The sequence below is a fragment of the Rhodoferax sp. genome (genome assembly GCF_012927445.1).
Taxonomy (GTDB): domain Bacteria; phylum Pseudomonadota; class Gammaproteobacteria; order Burkholderiales; family Burkholderiaceae_C; genus Rhodoferax.
The window spans coordinates 290,924-306,051 of the sequence record NZ_JABBPD010000004.1 but is presented as its reverse complement, the minus strand read 5'-3'; the positions used below and the strand labels follow the sequence as shown (position 1 = coordinate 306,051).

Genomic DNA, 15,128 nt, shown 5'->3' with positions numbered 1-15,128 from the left:
CCGGCGCGTCGCAGCTCCGGTTAAAGTCATTCCTGACATTCTCCAAGCTATCGTTGCTCAGGGTGTCCGGGTCTTCAGACTGTCGACGGCATGCACCGGCGCCATGTCCCCTTTCATTAGATCGGTGATGGCGCTGTACACCAAGCGCTGGCTCTGCAGCATGTTCTTGCCGGCGAATGCGGGCGACGTGACCTCGATGGTGTAGTGGCCGCCGCCACCGTTCACTTCGGCCCGTGAATCAGGAACTTGGCGCTCGATGGCCTCGCGCAGTGCATCGATGACGGAACCTTGGAACTCAGTTGGATGGGAAGACATGTGACTCTCCTTATTAGTAGCGCGGCACTGGGATTCGATGCCGCCTTTTACACAAATGAAATTACGCCGCACGCTCCACAGCGAAAAATTCCGCGCGCAGTGCGTGGTTGGATTGCAGTGTGCCGAGCATGGATGAGGTGACGGTTTCCTCTCCCTGGGTGCGAATGCCGCGACTTTCTATGCACAGGTGGCGACAGCGAATGACTACGCCAACGGCTTGCGGTTCCAGATGCGTCATCAAGGCATTGGCAATCTGGATGGTGAGTCGCTCTTGCACTTGCAATCGATGGGCAAAGCAATCGACCAGGTGCGTCAGCTTTGACAAGCCTACTATTTTCCCGTTGGGAACATAGCCGATCGTCGCGCTGCCAAAGAAAGGCGCTAGATGGTGCTCGCAATGGCTGTATACAGGGATGCCGCGTAGCACGATGAGTTCGTTGTACTCCTGCGCCCCGTCTTCAAATACTTTTAGACATTCAGCCGGGTCTTTGGCATAGCCGGAAGTCCAGTGCTTCCAGGCTTTTGCAACGCGGGACGGTGTTTCTACCAGGCCCGCTCTATCGGGATTCTCCCCCAAGCTGATCAGGAGTCGGCGCCAGTCCTGCTCGGTAAACCCCTGTTCTGGCATCTGTGCTTTTTCTGTCGGGGTCGGCGCCTGTAAAACAGATTTCTCGATGGCTCGCGCCGTGAAATTTTGACTCATGTGATTCTTTAGTCTTATCAAGTTTTTTGCCAGTCCGGCACTAGCCCAACTAACGGTGGGAAAGTAGCCGTCGAATAGAACAGCGATTGCTAATCTAAACAGCCACGACTTCGATGTCCGGCTCTATGGTTCGAACCAAGTTCTCGATGCCTTTGAGCGTGCCGGATATCGAGCTTGGACAGGTGCCGCATGCGCCCTGGTAGTGCACGCTGAGTTGGTTGCCGGCCAGGCCAACCACATGCAGATCGCCGCCATCGCTTTTCAGATAGGGGCGTATCTGGGCATCCAGCAGCACGTTGATATGCTCAAGCCGCTCCTGATCTTCGACATTAAGGTCGGCAATGGCCGTGCGCGCTGCGAAAACTGAAGCGGCGGACTGCGTGGCCGCCGCCGGCGCGGCGCGCAATGGCACGGCAATCAGGCGCACCAGCTCCGGCCAGTCGGCGCCGCCATCCTGCGTCACGGTGAGCCAGCGATCAACGTAAAACACATTGCTCACGTGCTCAATAGCGAACAGCGTGGAGGCGAGTACATCGTCCCTGGCTTGCTCTGCGTTCTCATAGGAATGCGAAATGCCCCAGCTCAACGGCTCATGAAGCGTGAACTTCACCGCATTCGGGTTGGGGGTATCTTCGATTTCAGCAATTTTTGGCATGTTGATTCCCTCAAACTTATCCTTCTGCTGCCTGTAACAATTTTTGTAGTTCGCCTTGCTCGAACATCTCGCGCATGATGTCCGAACCACCCACAAATTCCCCCTTGATATAAAGCTGCGGAATGGTCGGCCAGTTAGCATAGGACTTGATGCCATCCCGAATTTCCGGGTCGGCCAGCACGTCTACCGTGAAGAGACTTGGTCCGCCGCATGCCCTGAGCATCTTGATCGCCGCGCCGGAGAAGCCGCACTGCGGGAACTGCGGCGTACCCTTCATGTAAAGCACGACCGGGTTGGTCGTCACTTGCTGGTTGATTCTTGTCTGCGCATCCGTCATGTTCATTCTCCAAAGTTGTTTAGTTGCCGTCATTACTGGTGAATTAGCCAGGCGTCCGGCGTGAAGCGCTGTGTACGCCACGGGAAAAATTATTTCCATCTTCATGCATCACCGATCCTCACGTGCATCGGATCATGTTCCGCCTCGGTCGATGTGCTCTCAACGGCGTTTAATGCGGCGTGCAGCGTGTGCCACGGCAAAATCGCGCATTTGACCCGCACCGGCAAGTCGGCTATCCCGGCAAACACCACCAGGCGCCCGATGTGATGGTCACTGCCCAGATCGAGCTTGCCGGTCGACATGGCGGTAAATTCGTGAATCAGTGTTTCTGCCTCGGCCCGGGTCTTGCCCTTGACGGCCACGGTCATCATTGACGCCGACGCCTTGCAGATCGCGCACGATGCACCTTGAAACGCGATGCTGTCGATGCATTCGCCACCGAGATTGAGTGCCACCTCGATGTGGTCGCCGCACAGCGGGTTGTGGCCCGCCGCATGGTGACTGGCGTGCGCGAGCGTGCCGTAATTGCGCGGCTTCCTGTTGTGGTCGAGGATGACCTCTTGATACAAGGCTCTGGGATCGGCCATTATGAAAACACTTTCTGCACGCTGCGAATGCCGGCGATCAGGGCGTCGACTTCGGCCAGGGTGTTGTAAAACGCAAACGAGGCGCGCGAGGTGGCCGGCAGCTTGTAGCGCTGCATCACCGGCTGCGCGCAATGATGTCCGGTGCGCACGGCGATGCCGTCCTGATTGAGCAGGGTCCCGATGTCGTGTGGATGCACGCCGTCAACGGTGAATGACAGCACGGCGGCCTTGCTTTTGGCGGTGCCGATAATGCGCACGCCCGGCAGCCGGACTATCTCCTCGCTGGCGTAATTGAGCAGGTCTAGTTCGTGGTCAGCAATGGCGTCCATGCCGATGGCCGACAAATAATCCACTGCGGCACCCAGTCCGATGGCGGCCGCAATGGGGGGCGTTCCGGCCTCGAATTTATGCGGAATCGTGTTGTAGGTGGTTTTTTCAAACGTCACCGACAGGATCATGTCGCCGCCGCCCTTGAAGGGTTGCATCCGCTCCAGCAACGCCGCCTTGCCGTAGAGAATGCCGATGCCGGTCGGGCCGCACAGCTTGTGCCCCGAAAATGCGTAAAAGTCGCAGTCAAGATCCTGTACATCGACCGGCATGTGCGGCACGGCCTGCGCACCATCGACCAGCACCGGCACCCCGCGCGCATGGGCAAAGGCGATCATCTGCTTGATCGGGTTGATCGTGCCCAGCGCGTTCGAGACGTGCATCACGCTGACGAATTTGGTGCGCTCGTTGAACAACTTCTCGTAGTCGTCGAGCAGCAGCTCACCCGCGTCGTTGATCGGCACCACACGAATCGTTGCGCCTTTTTCTTCGGCCAGCATCTGCCACGGCACGATGTTGGAGTGGTGCTCCATCGTGGTCAGGATAATTTCGTCGCCAGACCCTATGAACTTGCGACCGTAGCCATGCATCACCAGATTGATGGCATCGGTGGTACCGCTGGTGAAGATCACTTCGCGCTCTTCCCGCGCATGGATGAAATGCTGCAGCTTGCGACGCGCCTGCTCATACTCGTTGGTCGAGATCTCGGACAGGGCATGCACCGCACGGTTGATATTGGCGTGCTGCGTGGTCTGATAGCGCACCAGGCGATCAATGACCTGCTGCGGCATCTGGCTCGACGCCGCATTGTCGAGGTAGACCAGCGGCTTGCCGTTGACCTGCAGCCTGAGGATCGGGAAATCGGCGCGAATCCGCTCGACGTCGAGGCCTGGCGCCGCTGGTTCTTTGCGTACCATTTGAAGAGTGGTCATGGCAGGCTTGCAGTTTGTTCGAGCACCGTCTGCTCAAGTTGCTGCTTGAGCGATGCGATGGGAATGCGGTCGATGATCTCGGCGCCGAACGCATAGGTCAGCAGGTTGCGGGCAGCGGCATCGGTCAGCCCGCGGCTTTGCAGATAAAACACCTCTTCGCTGTCGAGCTGGCCAACAGTCGCCCCATGCGTGCACTTGACGTCGGAAGCAAAAATCTCCAGCTGCGGCTTGGTATCGATGTGCGCCTTGGCGGTCAACAGCAGGTTGCGGTTGGATTGCCGGGCGTCGGTACGCTGCGCGCCTTCGCGCACCATGACCTTGCCGTTGAAGACCGCATGGGCGCTGCCGCCGACGATGCATTTGTGCAGCTGGCGGCTGGTGCCGTGGGGCTGGGCATGGTCGATGCAGCTATGGGTGTCGGCCAGCTGCCTGCCGGAGATCAGCGCCAGCCCGTCGAGCGCACAGGTGGCGCCCTCGGCCGTGTGCATCACGTTCAGGTTGTAGCGCGACAGGCGCGCGCCAAGCGCGACGCTGACCGACTGATAATTGCTGGCGCGACCGAGCGACACCGCGCAGTTGGCAATATGAAACGCTTTACTGCCTTCGCGCTGAACCCGGATGTGCGTCACATGCGCATTGTCTGCCAACACGACTTCGGTGACGGCGTTGGTGAAATGGGCTTCTTCTTGCCAGCGCGGCTGGTACAACACGACGTAATCCTCGATCACGGTCACGGCGCTGCCAGCCTCGGCAAGCACCAGACAGCGCGGGGTACTCACAACCTCTTTTTGCGTCGCAATAAACAGCAAATGAACTGGCGCTGCCACCGATACGTCACGCGGCACGATGACCACTGCGGCATCGTGCAGAAATGCGGTATTTTGCGCGGCGAATGCATCGTTGGTAAAGGGTGCGTGCCGGCCGAGATGCGGCTTGATTGCCGCCGCGTGCGCAGCCATCGCTGCTGTCAGGTTGGACACCACCACGCCGCTGTGGGTACCATTTTCTGCATGGGGACTGGACAACTCCGGCGCATAGATACCATCCACAAACACCAGTCGGGTGTTCGCTTCTTCGATAAAGAAGTGAGCAGCATCGCTTGCTTCCAGATAAGTGGCACTGAGCGCTGACGCAAACGAGGTCTTGCCGAGTAGGGAAATGTCGGTAAAACGCCACTCCTCGTCACGCGTGGTGGGCAACCTCAACGCGCCCACGCGCTCGACCGCCTCCGCGCGCAGCGCCTTGAGCCACGCCAACGGGCTCGCCGTCTGCTGCGGCTGTCCTGCCAGCAGGCTTTCGAGATAGCGCCCGGCAATCACCGGCGTCAGTAGGGTGGTTTCGCTCATACAGTCTCACCCGCAGTGGTCTTGTACTCGGCGCTCACCCATTCGTAGCCGCGCGTCTCAAGCTCCAGTGCCAGCGCCTTGCCGCCGGTCTTGATGATGCGGCCGGCATCCATCACGTGCACGTAATCGGGCACGATGTAGTTCAGCAGGCGCTGATAGTGGGTCACCATCACCACCGCATTGTCTTGCGTGGTGAGCTGGTTCACACCGTGGGTCACGATTCTGAGCGCGTCAATATCAAGACCGGAATCGGTCTCGTCAAGAATGCTCAGACGGGGTTCGAGCAGCGCCATCTGCAGTATTTCGTTGCGCTTTTTTTCGCCGCCAGAAAAACCTTCGTTGACGCTGCGGTCCAGAAAATCGGGGTTCATTTCCAGCAGCTTCATCTTGTCGCGTACGAAGTCGTCAAACTCAAGCGGGTCGAGTTCTTCCTTGCCACGCTGTTTTTGAACCGTGTTGTAGGTGAGGCGCAGGAACTGACCGTTACCGACGCCGGGCACCTCGATCGGATACTGAAAGGCCAGAAAAAAACCGGCGCGCGCGCGTTCTTCGGGCTTCAGCGCCAACAGGTTCTGGCCTTCGAACAGCACGCTGCCACTGGTCACTTCATAGGCCGGATGGCCCGCGAGTACCTTGGCGAAGGTGCTCTTGCCAGAACCGTTTAGGCCCATGATGGCGTGAACTTCACCGCTCCTGACCGTGAAGTCAAGATCCTTCAGAATTTCGACGCCATTCACGCTCGCGCACAGTCCACGCACTTCGAGTAATACTTTGCTGTCTGGGTAAATCATCCGACACTTCCTTCGAGTTTGAAACTGAGGAGATTGGTCGCCTCGACCGCAAACTCCAGGGGCAATTGTTGAAATACGTCTTTGCAGAAGCCGTTGATGATCATCGACACGGCTGCCTCGGCATCGACACCGCGCTGGGCAAAATAGAACATCTGGTCTTCACCGATCTTCGAGGTTGACGCCTCGTGCTCAACCTGGGCGCTGTTGTTGAGGACCTGGATATAGGGGAAGGTGTTGGCGCCGCACTCTTCGCCAATCAGCATTGAGTCGCACTGTGAATAATTGCGCGCACCGGTGGCGCTGGCCGCAATCTTGACCAGACCCCGGTAGCTGTTGTTCGACTTGCCGGCGGAAATGCCTTTGCTGACAATCGTGCTGCGCGTATTTTTCCCAATGTGGATCATCTTGGTGCCGGTATCGGCTTGCTGGTAGTTGTTGGTCACCGCGACCGAATAAAACTCACCAACCGAGTTGTCGCCCAGCAAGACCACCGAGGGATACTTCCAGGTGATCGCTGCACCGGTCTCGACCTGGGTCCACGAAATACGCGCGTTGACACCTTTGGCCAGGCCGCGCTTGGTGACAAAGTTGTAAATACCGCCAACACCGTTTTCGTCGCCCGCATACCAGTTCTGTACCGTCGAGTATTTGATGTCGGCATTGTCGAGTGCAACCAGTTCGACCACGGCCGCATGGAGCTGATTGGTGCTGAACGCTGGCGCGGTACAACCTTCCAGGTAGGACACGGACGCCCCTTCCTCGGCGATGATCAGCGTGCGTTCGAATTGCCCTGACTCCTCGGTGTTGATACGGAAGTAGGTCGACAAATCCATCGGGCACTTGACGCCTTTGGGAATGAAGCAAAACGAGCCGTCGGTAAATACCGCCGAATTGAGCGCGGCGTAAAAGTTGTCGCCGGTTGGAACCACGGTGCCCAGATACTTCTGCACCAGCTCGGGATGCTCCAACACCGCTTCCGACATGGAACAGAAGATGACGCCGACTTCGGCCAGCTTGTGTTTGTAGGTCGTGGCTACCGAGACACTGTCAAAAATCACATCGACCGCAACGCCCGCCAGCGCCATGCGCTCATGCAGCGGTACACCCAGCTTCTCGAAGGTACGCAGCAATTCAGGATCGACCTCGTCGATACTGTTTAACTTCGCTTTGATCTTGGGTGCGGCGTAATAACTGATCGCCTGATAATCGATCTTCGGGTGGTGACAATTTTGCCACTCGGGCTCCGTCATCTTGAGCCATGCCTGGTAGGACTTGAGGCGAAATTCGAGCAGCCACTCGGGCTCTTTTTTCTTGCTCGAAATCATGCGAATAATGTCTTCATTGAGGCCCTTCGGCGCGACCTCCGATTCGATGTCGGTGACGAACCCGTGCTTATAGGGTTGGTTAACCAAGTTTTGCAGTACTGCACTCATTGAACTTACCTCTGGTTATTCTCCAGACCACGCGCATACGCGGCCCCGTGACTATTTACGGCGTGGTGGTGCTTATCTTTTTTAGATTGAAGCTCTCGCCACAACCGCATTCACCTTCGGCGTTGGGGTTGTCGAACTTGAAACTTTCATTCAAACCCTCCTTGACGAAATCAAGGTGTGAGCCATCGATAAATGGCAGGCTGGCGGCGTCAACCACCAGCGTGGTGTTGTGCGACTCGAACACCTGGTCGCCAGCCAGCGCTTCGGCGGCGTAGTCAAAGGTGTAGGCAAAACCGTTACAACCGACTTTTTTTATGCCCAGGCGCAAACCGATTCCGCTGCCGTTTTTCGCCAACTGCGATTGAATTTTTTTTGCTGCTTTTTCCGTCAAAGTGATTGCCATGACTCTTTACCTTTCGACTGCGATCAGAATAGTTGACTATGTTAGTCAACAATAGATTTCAATGCCTGATTAATTTAGTCAACCATTCCGTCTCAGTGGTTATGCATCCAAACTGGGATGGCGAAAGTTGGTTCTGTCGCCTTAACGAGTTTCTGCCAGGAAGCCGACTATGCTGGCTGTGAACCAAAGGGGGTGACGCGATGCTGGAGTTGAAGGGGATGCGGTTTTCGAAGGAAATCATTCTGGTGTGTATTCGCTGGTACGCAGCCTACGCGCTCAGCTATCGCAACCTTGAGGAGATGATGTAGGAGCGCGGTGTGGTGGTCAATCATTCAACCATCAGCCGTTGGGCGATCCGGTTCCTACCCTTGCTGGAGAAAGTGTTTCGCCAGCACAAGCGCCCGGTGGGCGGTAGTTGGCGCATGGACGACACCTACATCAAAGTGGGCGGCCAGTGGAAGTACTTATACCGGGCCGTTGACAAGGCAGGCGCCACCATTGATTTCCTGCGGCGAGCCCAGCGCGACACCGCTGCAGCGACGCGGTTCTCCATCAAGGCAATGCTGCAAAACGCAGCGCCTGAGAAGATCACGATGGACAAAAGTGACGCTCACCAAGCGGCTATGGACGGGATCAACAAAGGTCGCGACCTACCTATTGAGGTGCACTAGATTAAGTACCTCAATAACATGGTCGGGCAAGATCATCGGTTCGTGAAACGCATTACCAGACCGATGCTGGGCTTCAAATCATTCCGAACTGCCAGCGAGGTCTTGGCAGACATTGAGCTGATGCACATGATCAAAAAAGGCCAGCTGAGGGCCGAAAAAGGAAAGGAACTCTCGTTCGTTGAACAGTTTTATTCATCGGCAGCATAAGAGCGCTCGGGGAAACGCGAACTTGAAAATATCGCCCAAATCTTTCATTGGCTCGGTTAATGCGGCAGAACCGTTTTTTGTGCCGTTGCACTCGTCGGGTTAGGTTGGACCGCTATTCGCTCTGACCGTTAAACCTTCGCTGCTTTATTTTCCGTTTTCTGAGACGCCCCCATATTGTCGACATCAAACCCGGAGAAACCTGGAGTCCAGAGCAGATATCTGCTCTGGTTCTTGGCTACAAGATGCTCGCGGTGAATTGGACTTGCGCGATTCACAGTGCTACACGGCAACTAAAACGACACTCAAAAAAGCACGCGACTGCGGATGGTGCCGCGTACTTCGGCGAGTTTGGTCAGCGCCATAGTGGAGTAAGCCGCATCGATGTCTATCACCACATAACCAATGTCTTTATGGGTTTGCAGGTACTGAGATGCGATGTTGATACTGTTGTCGGAAAAAATCTTGTTGATTTCCGAAAGAACGCCGGGTACGTTGTGGTGGATGTGCAGCAGGCGGTGTTTGCCGGGGTGGGCCGGCAGTGCCACCTCGGGGAAATTGACGGACGAGGTCGACGTGCCGTTGTCGCTGTACTTGACTAGTTTATTCGCCACCTCGATGCCAATGTTTTCTTGTGCCTCCATCGTCGAGCCACCGACGTGCGGGGTCAAAATCACGTTGTCCAGGCCCCGCAGCGGCGACTCGAACACTTCCTTGTTGCTGTGCGGCTCCACCGGGAAAACATCAATCGCCGCACCCAGCAGTCTTTTCTGAAGCAGCGCCTGGGCCAGCGGCTCAATCTCAACCACCGTACCGCGCGATGCATTGATCAACACGCTACCCGGCTTCATCGCCGCAATCTCAGCCTGACCGATCATCCATTGCGTGGCTTGGGTTTCAGGCACGTGCAGGCTGACCACATCGGACTCGGCCAGCAAATCATGGAGCCGGGCTACCTGCCTGGCATTGCCCAGAGGCAGCTTGGTGACCACGTCAAAAAATATGACCTTCATGCCCAGTGCCTCTGCCAGCACCGACAACTGCGTGCCGATGGAGCCATAGCCGACGATGCCCAGCGTCTTGCCTCGAATCTCAAAGGCGTTATCCGCCGACTTGAGCCAGCCACCACGGTGCGCCATTGCGCTTTTTTCAGGCACCCCCCGCATCAACAGAATCGCCTCTGCGAGTACTAGCTCAGCCACTGATCGGGTGTTGGAAAAAGGTGCGTTGAACACCGCAACCCCGTGTTCGCTGGCGGCCTGCAGATCGACCTGATTGGTGCCTATGCAAAAACAACCCACCGCCACCAGTTTGCTTGCATGGGCAAACACCTCGGCCGTCAGTTGGGTGCGGGAGCGAATTCCGACAAAATGTGCATCGGCAATTTTCGCTTTCAGATCGTCGCCAGCCAGTGCGCCAACCAAGCTTTCGATCTGTGTGTAGCCCGCCGCTTTCAACACATCGAGTGCTGACGGGTGAATGCCCTCCAACAGGAGGAACTTGATTTTTTTCTTGTCGGTCGAAGTTTTTATCATGGGGGAGTCAGTGAATTGTTGGGGTGTAACTATGAATGAAAATCGTCACGGGCGAATAATCATGCCAACTTGCCCGCAATCGCACGAGGGTTGAAATTCCACGCATCGTCAGCATCTCAAGTCCAGGCAAGCGTAGCGTTAATCAGGGCCACGTCGAGGGCCGCGAAGAGGATATTGTGCCGGTCAGTGAGTGCCCCCCCCCCACCCGGAATGACGTCACTATTCGGGTTGTAACCAATTGTCTTGAACTTCCATACCCGTTAATAAACTTCAGGTTTCCCACATGCTGACCCTGGTCTGCCAAGCCTGCGATAAGCACAGTCACCTAAGCTGTCGCGTTAGGGAAGCGCGGATCAAAATAACTTTGACCACCCAGCTGCGTAGTGATCTTGCCCCTGTTGGACGTACCTCTTAGGCAGTACGTTTTTCGGGGGCAAGGTCATAGCTCGTATTTTTTTGTTTGCGCTGCGCCAAGTTTTCCGATCAATTTTGTAATTGCGTCCTATTTTTCAGTTTCTGCGCCTGCATTGGAAGGCATCGCCACCCACTTGAAAAAGTTTTGGGATCCGCGCATGCGCCAGGCATTTCTGGCGCAGGTGGAGGGCCCTCACCATCAGGACATCAGCGAGATTGTGCTGGCTGCCGTTCATGCCCATCGCACTTTGATCGGCTAGTTGGCCGTTCAAAATTTGATCGCTTGCGTTTTCTGCTGGCGGTAGTCCCACCAGGGCAAGACCCGGCGCATGGACAGCACTTCGCCACTCTGGATGGCGGTGTAGCCCGGAATGCACGCCACCGCGTCCTGCCAGGCGGGCGTTTGCAGCAGTTGCAGCAGAGCCTGGATGCCGGGCTGCGCCAAGGCTGATTTGAGGCAGACAAGGTGGTAGCGTTCCTGGGCCAGCGGTACAAAGTCCAGTCCCGCCCGAAGCGCTGCCGCGGCAATGCCCAGTCCGGCATCCGCTAGACCTGCGGCCACGGCATGCGCCACGGCGGCATGCGAAGGCTCGGTGTGCTCATAGCCCTGAATGTCCGTCGCAGTCAACCCGGCCTGGGTGAGCAGTTCGTCCAGCACCACGCGCGTGCCGGTGCCTAATGCCCGGTTGGAAAAACGGGCGTGCCGGGTGGCAAGGTCCTGCAAGGAACTTAAGCCCAGCGGATTGCCCTTCGCCACCATCAGGCCCTGGGTGCGCTGGGCGAAACCAATGATCTTGTGCAGGCCGGGCTGCAGCAGGGGTTTGTAAGTGCGCTCGGTCAGCGTTTTAGGGCCGGTGTTTTGCAGCGTGTGAAAGCCCGCCATCACGCAGCGGCCTTCATTGAGGGCGCGAATGGCGTCCACGCTGCCGGTGAAGCGAATGTCGAGGTGAAGCCGGCTGTGCTCCTGGATCAGCGCATGCTCGCGCAGGGCGCTTAGAGCATCGTCGTGGCTGGCGTACAGCGTGACCACATGCGCGGAGTCGTCAAAGGCGACCGCAAAGCTGCGCTCCAGTTCGGCACGAAGGGCTTCAATTTGCGGTGCCAGTCGGGCTTGTGCCTGCCGTTCGGCCCACATCAGCTTGGCGCCAAATTCGGTCAGGCGCGCTGACTGGCCTTTTTCCCACACCACCAGTTCATTGCCCAGCTCTTGTTCCCAGCGCTTGAGCTCGCCCCAGACATGGCGGTAAGACAAGCCCAGCGCCCGCGCCCCGGCCGAGATCGAGCCCTGTGTGCTGACGGCCTGCAGCAGATCAATCAGGGGGTTGCGTACCAGCGCCGGGCTGCTGTCGCGCGAGAGGGTGTAGTGGAATTGGAGCCTATGCACAACGTTTCATATCGCAGGTAATTAAGTCGGTAGCTACCATACCGCAACTTATGACGTCATTCACCGATAGCGCGGCCACCGCGCTGCAACTCATCGCCTCCCTGGATCCCGGCCTGCTGGCGATTGTGGGTCGCTCCCTGGCGGTCAGTGCCACGGCCTGTGCGCTGGCCTGTGGGCTGGGTCTCGTTGCCGGCGCCTGGCTCGGGGTGGCCCGCTTTGCGGGTCGCGCTGCGGTGCTGACCTTGCTCAATACATTTTTGGCGGTGCCCTCGGTGGTGGTGGGACTGGTGATTTATTTGTTGCTGTCGCGCACCGGGCCGCTGGGGTTTTTGGGCTGGCTTTTTTCCTTCAAGGCCATGGTGCTGGCGCAGGCGGTGCTGGTGTTGCCGGTCGTCACCGCCTTGACCCGCCAGGCGGTGGAGGACGCCGAAGGCATCCATGGCGAGCAACTGCGTTCGCTCGGCGCCAAGCCGTTGATGCGCAGCCTGCTGCTGGCCTGGGACGAGCGTTACGCACTGCTCACCGTCGGCATTGCGTCGTTTGGCCGGGCGGTCTCCGAGGTGGGCGCGGTGATGATCGTGGGCGGCAATATCGACGGTTTTACCCGCGTCATGACGACCGCCATTGCGCTGGAGACCAGCAAGGGCGATTTGCCGCTGGCGTTGGGGCTGGGCCTGATCTTGCTCGGCGTGGTACTGCTGCTGAATGTGCTGATCGCCCTGGTGCGACGCTGGCGCGAGCGCTCGGAGTTGCGTGACGGCGGCCGCGATTGGCGTGACGAATCAGTGAGCCACGATGGCGCGCCTGCGGTGCCAGTACGCGCCGTGGTGATCTCTTCATGACGCCGGTGTTTCGGCTCTCCGCCGCGAGCGTGCATTTTGGCCGTCCGGCCACGGCCGTGCGCGCCTTGTCGGAGGTGACGCTGACGATCCAGCCCGGCGAGCGGGTGGCCCTGGTGGGGGCCAACGGCTGTGGCAAGAGCACGCTGTTGCGCCTGCTGCATGGTTTGGCGGCACCCACGGCGGGGCAGGTGGAATGTGAACCGGGAACGCAACAGGCCATGTTGTTTCAGCGGCCGCATCTGCTGCGCCTGTCAGTGCAGAGCAATATTGCCCTTGGGCTTTGGCTGCGCGGCACGCCGTGGGGTGAGGCGAAGGTGTTGGCGCTGGCGGCGCTGGCGCGGGTCGGCTTGGCCGAGCTGGCCCAGCGCAACGCCCGCAAGCTGTCCGGCGGGCAGCAGCAGCGCGTGGCGCTGGCGCGGGCCTGGGCTCTGAGCCCGCAGGTGTTGCTGCTGGACGAGCCCACCGCCAGCCTGGACCCCCATGCCAAGCGGGAAGTTGAAGCGCTGATTGACGAGTTTGCCAACCCGCCTTCCAGGATGACGCTGGTTTTTTCCAGCCATAACCTGGGTCAGGTCAAGCGCCTGGCCAGCCGGGTGATTTACCTGGAACACGGACGGGTGCTGGCGGATCTGCCGGTGGCCGAATTTTTTAGCGGGCCGTTGTTGCAAACGCATTACCCGGCGGCCCATTTGTTTGTCAAAGGAGAACTTGTATGAAAGAATTTATGTGTTTTAGGCCTCTAGCCCTTATTCAATATGCGCTAGTAGCTACTTTTTTAATAGCATCATCGGGTGCGCAGGCGCAATCCATCGTGGTGGCGTCCACCACCTCCACCGAGCAGTCGGGCCTGTTTTCTTATCTGCTGCCCGAGTTCAAAAAAGCCAGCGGCATTGACGTGAAAGTGGTGGCGCTGGGTACCGGTCAAGCATTGGACATGGGGCGCCGGGGTGATGCCGACGTGCTGTTTGTGCATGACCAGGTGGCTGAAGAAAAAATCGTGGCGGACGGTTTTGCCCTCAAGCGCTATCCCGTGATGTACAACGACTTTGTGCTGATCGGCCCCGCCGCCGATCCGGCCAAAACCAAGGGCCGGGACATTGTGGAAGCCCTGAAAAAGTTGTCGACCGCGAACGCCAGTTTCATTTCGCGCGGCGACAAGAGCGGCACCCACGCGGCCGAGTTGCGCTTCTGGACGCTGGCCGGCTTGTCAGATAACAAAGGCCGTGGCTACCAGGCCTGCGGTTGCGGCATGGGCCCGGCGCTCAATATGGCCTCCAGCAGCGGCGCCTATGTGCTGGCCGATCGTGGCACCTGGCTAAGTTTCAAAAATCGGGGCGATTTGACGGTGCTGGTCGAGGGCGACACCCGCTTGTTCAACCAGTACGGCGTGATGCTGGTCAACCCGGCCAAGCACCCGCATGTCAAAGCCGCAGACGGCCAGAAGTTTGTCGATTGGGTGGTGTCCGTCCCGGGACAGGCGGTGATTGCCAGCTACAAAATTGGGGGGCAGCAGCTGTTCTTTCCTAACGCCAACAAATAAACGGCAGAGGCTGGCAGCCAGCGTTTAACTGCAATTGGCGGAAGCAGCGGCATTCGCGGCCGAGAAGCCTTTGCCCCAAGAGAAGTCAAAGCCCCCCATGCCAGCGCCGAGCCGCGCGATCACTGCCGTGGGCTGTTTGCTGAGCGCTTGAACCAGTCCAGAGGGCGCCAACATGGCCAACTCCAAACCATTCACATACTTGATCAACTTCGTTTCGGCGGAAAAGACTCTGCCGTCGACCACGATGGACAACTGATCGTCTCGCCTTTTCGTCGTTGTTTCTCGTTCTGGCGGACCAAAGTTTCGGCCACTCACCAGCTTGATTGAGACCGCCGGACGGCAGGACCATTGCTTGTCGTACGAGATCAGGAAGATCGCATTCGTTTCTGGTTTTTTCGCTTGGGGCAGATGCATGGTGAACATTGCGTCACGCCCATTCGATGTCCACTGCGCTTGCGCCAGCAGGGGAAAAATCGCCACCAGTGCAACGACAAAAAAACGTTGAGCTTTGTGATTCATAAGGGCCTCCAGTACGACTCGACACGTCAAAGTCATCGCGGAGAGGGCGATCAACATTGACGAGGTCTTGCAAACAATATACAAAGATCGCGCTCCCATTCTTGTGAAATATCAAAAGATGAGTCCTCCTGTCTGCACGGTGATGTGAGCTTGCGTTTGCTGCGTCGGACCTCTGGCGAATCGCAACCGA

General features: G+C 57.9%; 17 protein-coding genes and 1 pseudogene. 5 read left to right on the top strand and 13 right to left on the bottom strand.

The window, feature by feature from the left end:
* Window positions 1-57: 57 nt before the first annotated feature.
* The 10 genes from HHJ17_RS06995 to HHJ17_RS06950 all read right to left on the bottom strand — a co-directional run bounded on the left by HHJ17_RS06995 (window position 58) and on the right by HHJ17_RS06950 (window position 7,829).
* Window positions 58-315, bottom strand: coding sequence for a BolA family protein (locus HHJ17_RS06995; RefSeq protein ID WP_296501662.1), 258 nt, complete (start codon window positions 313-315; stop codon window positions 58-60).
* A 61-nt stretch (window positions 316-376) separates the two neighbouring features.
* Window positions 377-943, bottom strand: coding sequence for a GTP cyclohydrolase I FolE (gene folE / locus HHJ17_RS06990; protein ID WP_296501726.1), 567 nt, complete (start codon window positions 941-943; stop codon window positions 377-379).
* Window positions 944-1,112: 169 nt separating this feature from the next.
* Entirely contained in the window at window positions 1,113-1,673 is a 561-nt protein-coding gene (locus tag HHJ17_RS06985) for a NifU family protein (RefSeq protein WP_296501663.1), read from the bottom strand.
* A 16-nt stretch (window positions 1,674-1,689) separates the two neighbouring features.
* A complete protein-coding gene (gene grxD, locus HHJ17_RS06980; protein ID WP_296501727.1) occupies window positions 1,690-2,010 on the bottom strand; it encodes a Grx4 family monothiol glutaredoxin in 321 nt (106 codons plus the stop codon).
* A gap of 101 nt (window positions 2,011-2,111) precedes the next feature.
* Window positions 2,112-2,597, bottom strand: coding sequence for a Fe-S cluster assembly sulfur transfer protein SufU (gene sufU, locus HHJ17_RS06975; RefSeq protein ID WP_296501664.1), 486 nt, complete (start codon window positions 2,595-2,597; stop codon window positions 2,112-2,114).
* A complete protein-coding gene (locus tag HHJ17_RS06970) occupies window positions 2,597-3,856 on the bottom strand; it encodes a cysteine desulfurase (protein WP_296501665.1) in 1,260 nt (419 codons plus the stop codon). The genes sufU and HHJ17_RS06970 overlap by 1 nt, the downstream gene beginning before the upstream one ends.
* Complete coding sequence (gene sufD / locus HHJ17_RS06965) at window positions 3,853-5,202, bottom strand: Fe-S cluster assembly protein SufD (RefSeq protein WP_296501666.1); 1,350 nt, start codon at window positions 5,200-5,202, stop codon at window positions 3,853-3,855. The genes HHJ17_RS06970 and sufD overlap by 4 nt, the downstream gene beginning before the upstream one ends.
* Window positions 5,199-5,993 (bottom strand): Fe-S cluster assembly ATPase SufC, encoded by a 795-nt coding sequence (gene sufC, locus HHJ17_RS06960; protein WP_296501667.1) that lies wholly within the window; start codon window positions 5,991-5,993, stop codon window positions 5,199-5,201. The genes sufD and sufC overlap by 4 nt, the downstream gene beginning before the upstream one ends.
* Window positions 5,990-7,426, bottom strand: a complete 1,437-nt coding sequence (sufB, locus tag HHJ17_RS06955; protein WP_059751823.1) for a Fe-S cluster assembly protein SufB — start codon at window positions 7,424-7,426, stop codon at window positions 5,990-5,992. Before sufB ends, sufC begins: the two co-directional genes overlap by 4 nt.
* Before the next feature lie 55 nt (window positions 7,427-7,481).
* Window positions 7,482-7,829: an iron-sulfur cluster assembly accessory protein gene (locus tag HHJ17_RS06950; RefSeq protein WP_296501668.1), complete on the bottom strand. Its 348-nt coding sequence runs from the start codon at window positions 7,827-7,829 to the stop codon at window positions 7,482-7,484.
* 200 nt (window positions 7,830-8,029) lie between these two features.
* Here HHJ17_RS06950 and HHJ17_RS06945 point away from each other — a divergent pair.
* Window positions 8,030-8,707, top strand: a pseudogene (locus HHJ17_RS06945) (IS6 family transposase).
* Window positions 8,708-9,009: 302 nt separating this feature from the next.
* On the opposite strand, the gene serA reads toward HHJ17_RS06945, so the two are convergent.
* Entirely contained in the window at window positions 9,010-10,239 is a 1,230-nt protein-coding gene (gene serA, locus HHJ17_RS06940; protein ID WP_296501669.1) for a phosphoglycerate dehydrogenase, read from the bottom strand.
* Window positions 10,240-10,622: 383 nt separating this feature from the next.
* Between serA and HHJ17_RS06935 the strand changes: the two genes are divergently transcribed.
* Window positions 10,623-10,913, top strand: coding sequence for a formate dehydrogenase subunit delta (locus HHJ17_RS06935; RefSeq protein WP_296501670.1), 291 nt, complete (start codon window positions 10,623-10,625; stop codon window positions 10,911-10,913).
* An 8-nt stretch (window positions 10,914-10,921) separates the two neighbouring features.
* Here the strand turns inward: HHJ17_RS06935 and HHJ17_RS06930 are convergent, their stop codons facing one another.
* Window positions 10,922-12,037, bottom strand: coding sequence for a substrate-binding domain-containing protein (locus HHJ17_RS06930; RefSeq protein WP_296501671.1), 1,116 nt, complete (start codon window positions 12,035-12,037; stop codon window positions 10,922-10,924).
* 50 nt (window positions 12,038-12,087) lie between these two features.
* Here HHJ17_RS06930 and HHJ17_RS06925 point away from each other — a divergent pair, with 50 nt between their 5' ends.
* From HHJ17_RS06925 to HHJ17_RS06915, 3 genes are read left to right on the top strand one after another with little or no spacing between them, the layout of a single operon-like run.
* Entirely contained in the window at window positions 12,088-12,879 is a 792-nt protein-coding gene (locus HHJ17_RS06925; protein WP_296501672.1) for an ABC transporter permease, read from the top strand.
* Window positions 12,876-13,595, top strand: coding sequence for an ATP-binding cassette domain-containing protein (locus HHJ17_RS06920; RefSeq protein ID WP_296501673.1), 720 nt, complete (start codon window positions 12,876-12,878; stop codon window positions 13,593-13,595). Before HHJ17_RS06925 ends, HHJ17_RS06920 begins: the two co-directional genes overlap by 4 nt.
* A complete protein-coding gene (locus HHJ17_RS06915; RefSeq protein WP_296501674.1) occupies window positions 13,592-14,419 on the top strand; it encodes a substrate-binding domain-containing protein in 828 nt (275 codons plus the stop codon). The genes HHJ17_RS06920 and HHJ17_RS06915 overlap by 4 nt, the downstream gene beginning before the upstream one ends.
* A gap of 24 nt (window positions 14,420-14,443) precedes the next feature.
* On the opposite strand, the gene HHJ17_RS06910 is transcribed toward HHJ17_RS06915, so the two are convergent.
* On the bottom strand, window positions 14,444-14,995 hold the full coding sequence (locus HHJ17_RS06910; protein ID WP_296501675.1) for a hypothetical protein: 552 nt from the start codon (window positions 14,993-14,995) through the stop codon (window positions 14,444-14,446).
* Between the last annotated feature and the right edge of the window lie 133 nt (window positions 14,996-15,128).

Excerpts from the sequence above, each read along its gene's own strand:
- HHJ17_RS06995 (WP_296501662.1), bottom strand. The coding sequence starts at position 315 with ATGTCTTCCCATCCAACTGAGTTCCAAGGTTCCGTCATCGATGCACTG.
- folE (WP_296501726.1), bottom strand. The coding sequence starts at position 943 with ATGCCAGAACAGGGGTTTACCGAGCAGGACTGGCGCCGACTCCTGATC.
- HHJ17_RS06985 (WP_296501663.1), bottom strand. The coding sequence starts at position 1,673 with ATGCCAAAAATTGCTGAAATCGAAGATACCCCCAACCCGAATGCGGTG.
- grxD (WP_296501727.1), bottom strand. The coding sequence starts at position 2,010 with ATGACGGATGCGCAGACAAGAATCAACCAGCAAGTGACGACCAACCCG.
- sufU (WP_296501664.1), bottom strand. The coding sequence starts at position 2,597 with ATGGCCGATCCCAGAGCCTTGTATCAAGAGGTCATCCTCGACCACAAC.
- HHJ17_RS06970 (WP_296501665.1), bottom strand. The coding sequence starts at position 3,856 with ATGACCACTCTTCAAATGGTACGCAAAGAACCAGCGGCGCCAGGCCTC.
- sufD (WP_296501666.1), bottom strand. The coding sequence starts at position 5,202 with ATGAGCGAAACCACCCTACTGACGCCGGTGATTGCCGGGCGCTATCTC.
- sufC (WP_296501667.1), bottom strand. The coding sequence starts at position 5,993 with ATGATTTACCCAGACAGCAAAGTATTACTCGAAGTGCGTGGACTGTGC.
- sufB (WP_059751823.1), bottom strand. The coding sequence starts at position 7,426 with ATGAGTGCAGTACTGCAAAACTTGGTTAACCAACCCTATAAGCACGGG.
- HHJ17_RS06950 (WP_296501668.1), bottom strand. The coding sequence starts at position 7,829 with ATGGCAATCACTTTGACGGAAAAAGCAGCAAAAAAAATTCAATCGCAG.
- serA (WP_296501669.1), bottom strand. The coding sequence starts at position 10,239 with ATGATAAAAACTTCGACCGACAAGAAAAAAATCAAGTTCCTCCTGTTG.
- HHJ17_RS06925 (WP_296501672.1), top strand. The coding sequence starts at position 12,088 with ATGACGTCATTCACCGATAGCGCGGCCACCGCGCTGCAACTCATCGCC.
- HHJ17_RS06920 (WP_296501673.1), top strand. The coding sequence starts at position 12,876 with ATGACGCCGGTGTTTCGGCTCTCCGCCGCGAGCGTGCATTTTGGCCGT.
- HHJ17_RS06915 (WP_296501674.1), top strand. The coding sequence starts at position 13,592 with ATGAAAGAATTTATGTGTTTTAGGCCTCTAGCCCTTATTCAATATGCG.
- HHJ17_RS06910 (WP_296501675.1), bottom strand. The coding sequence starts at position 14,995 with ATGTTGATCGCCCTCTCCGCGATGACTTTGACGTGTCGAGTCGTACTG.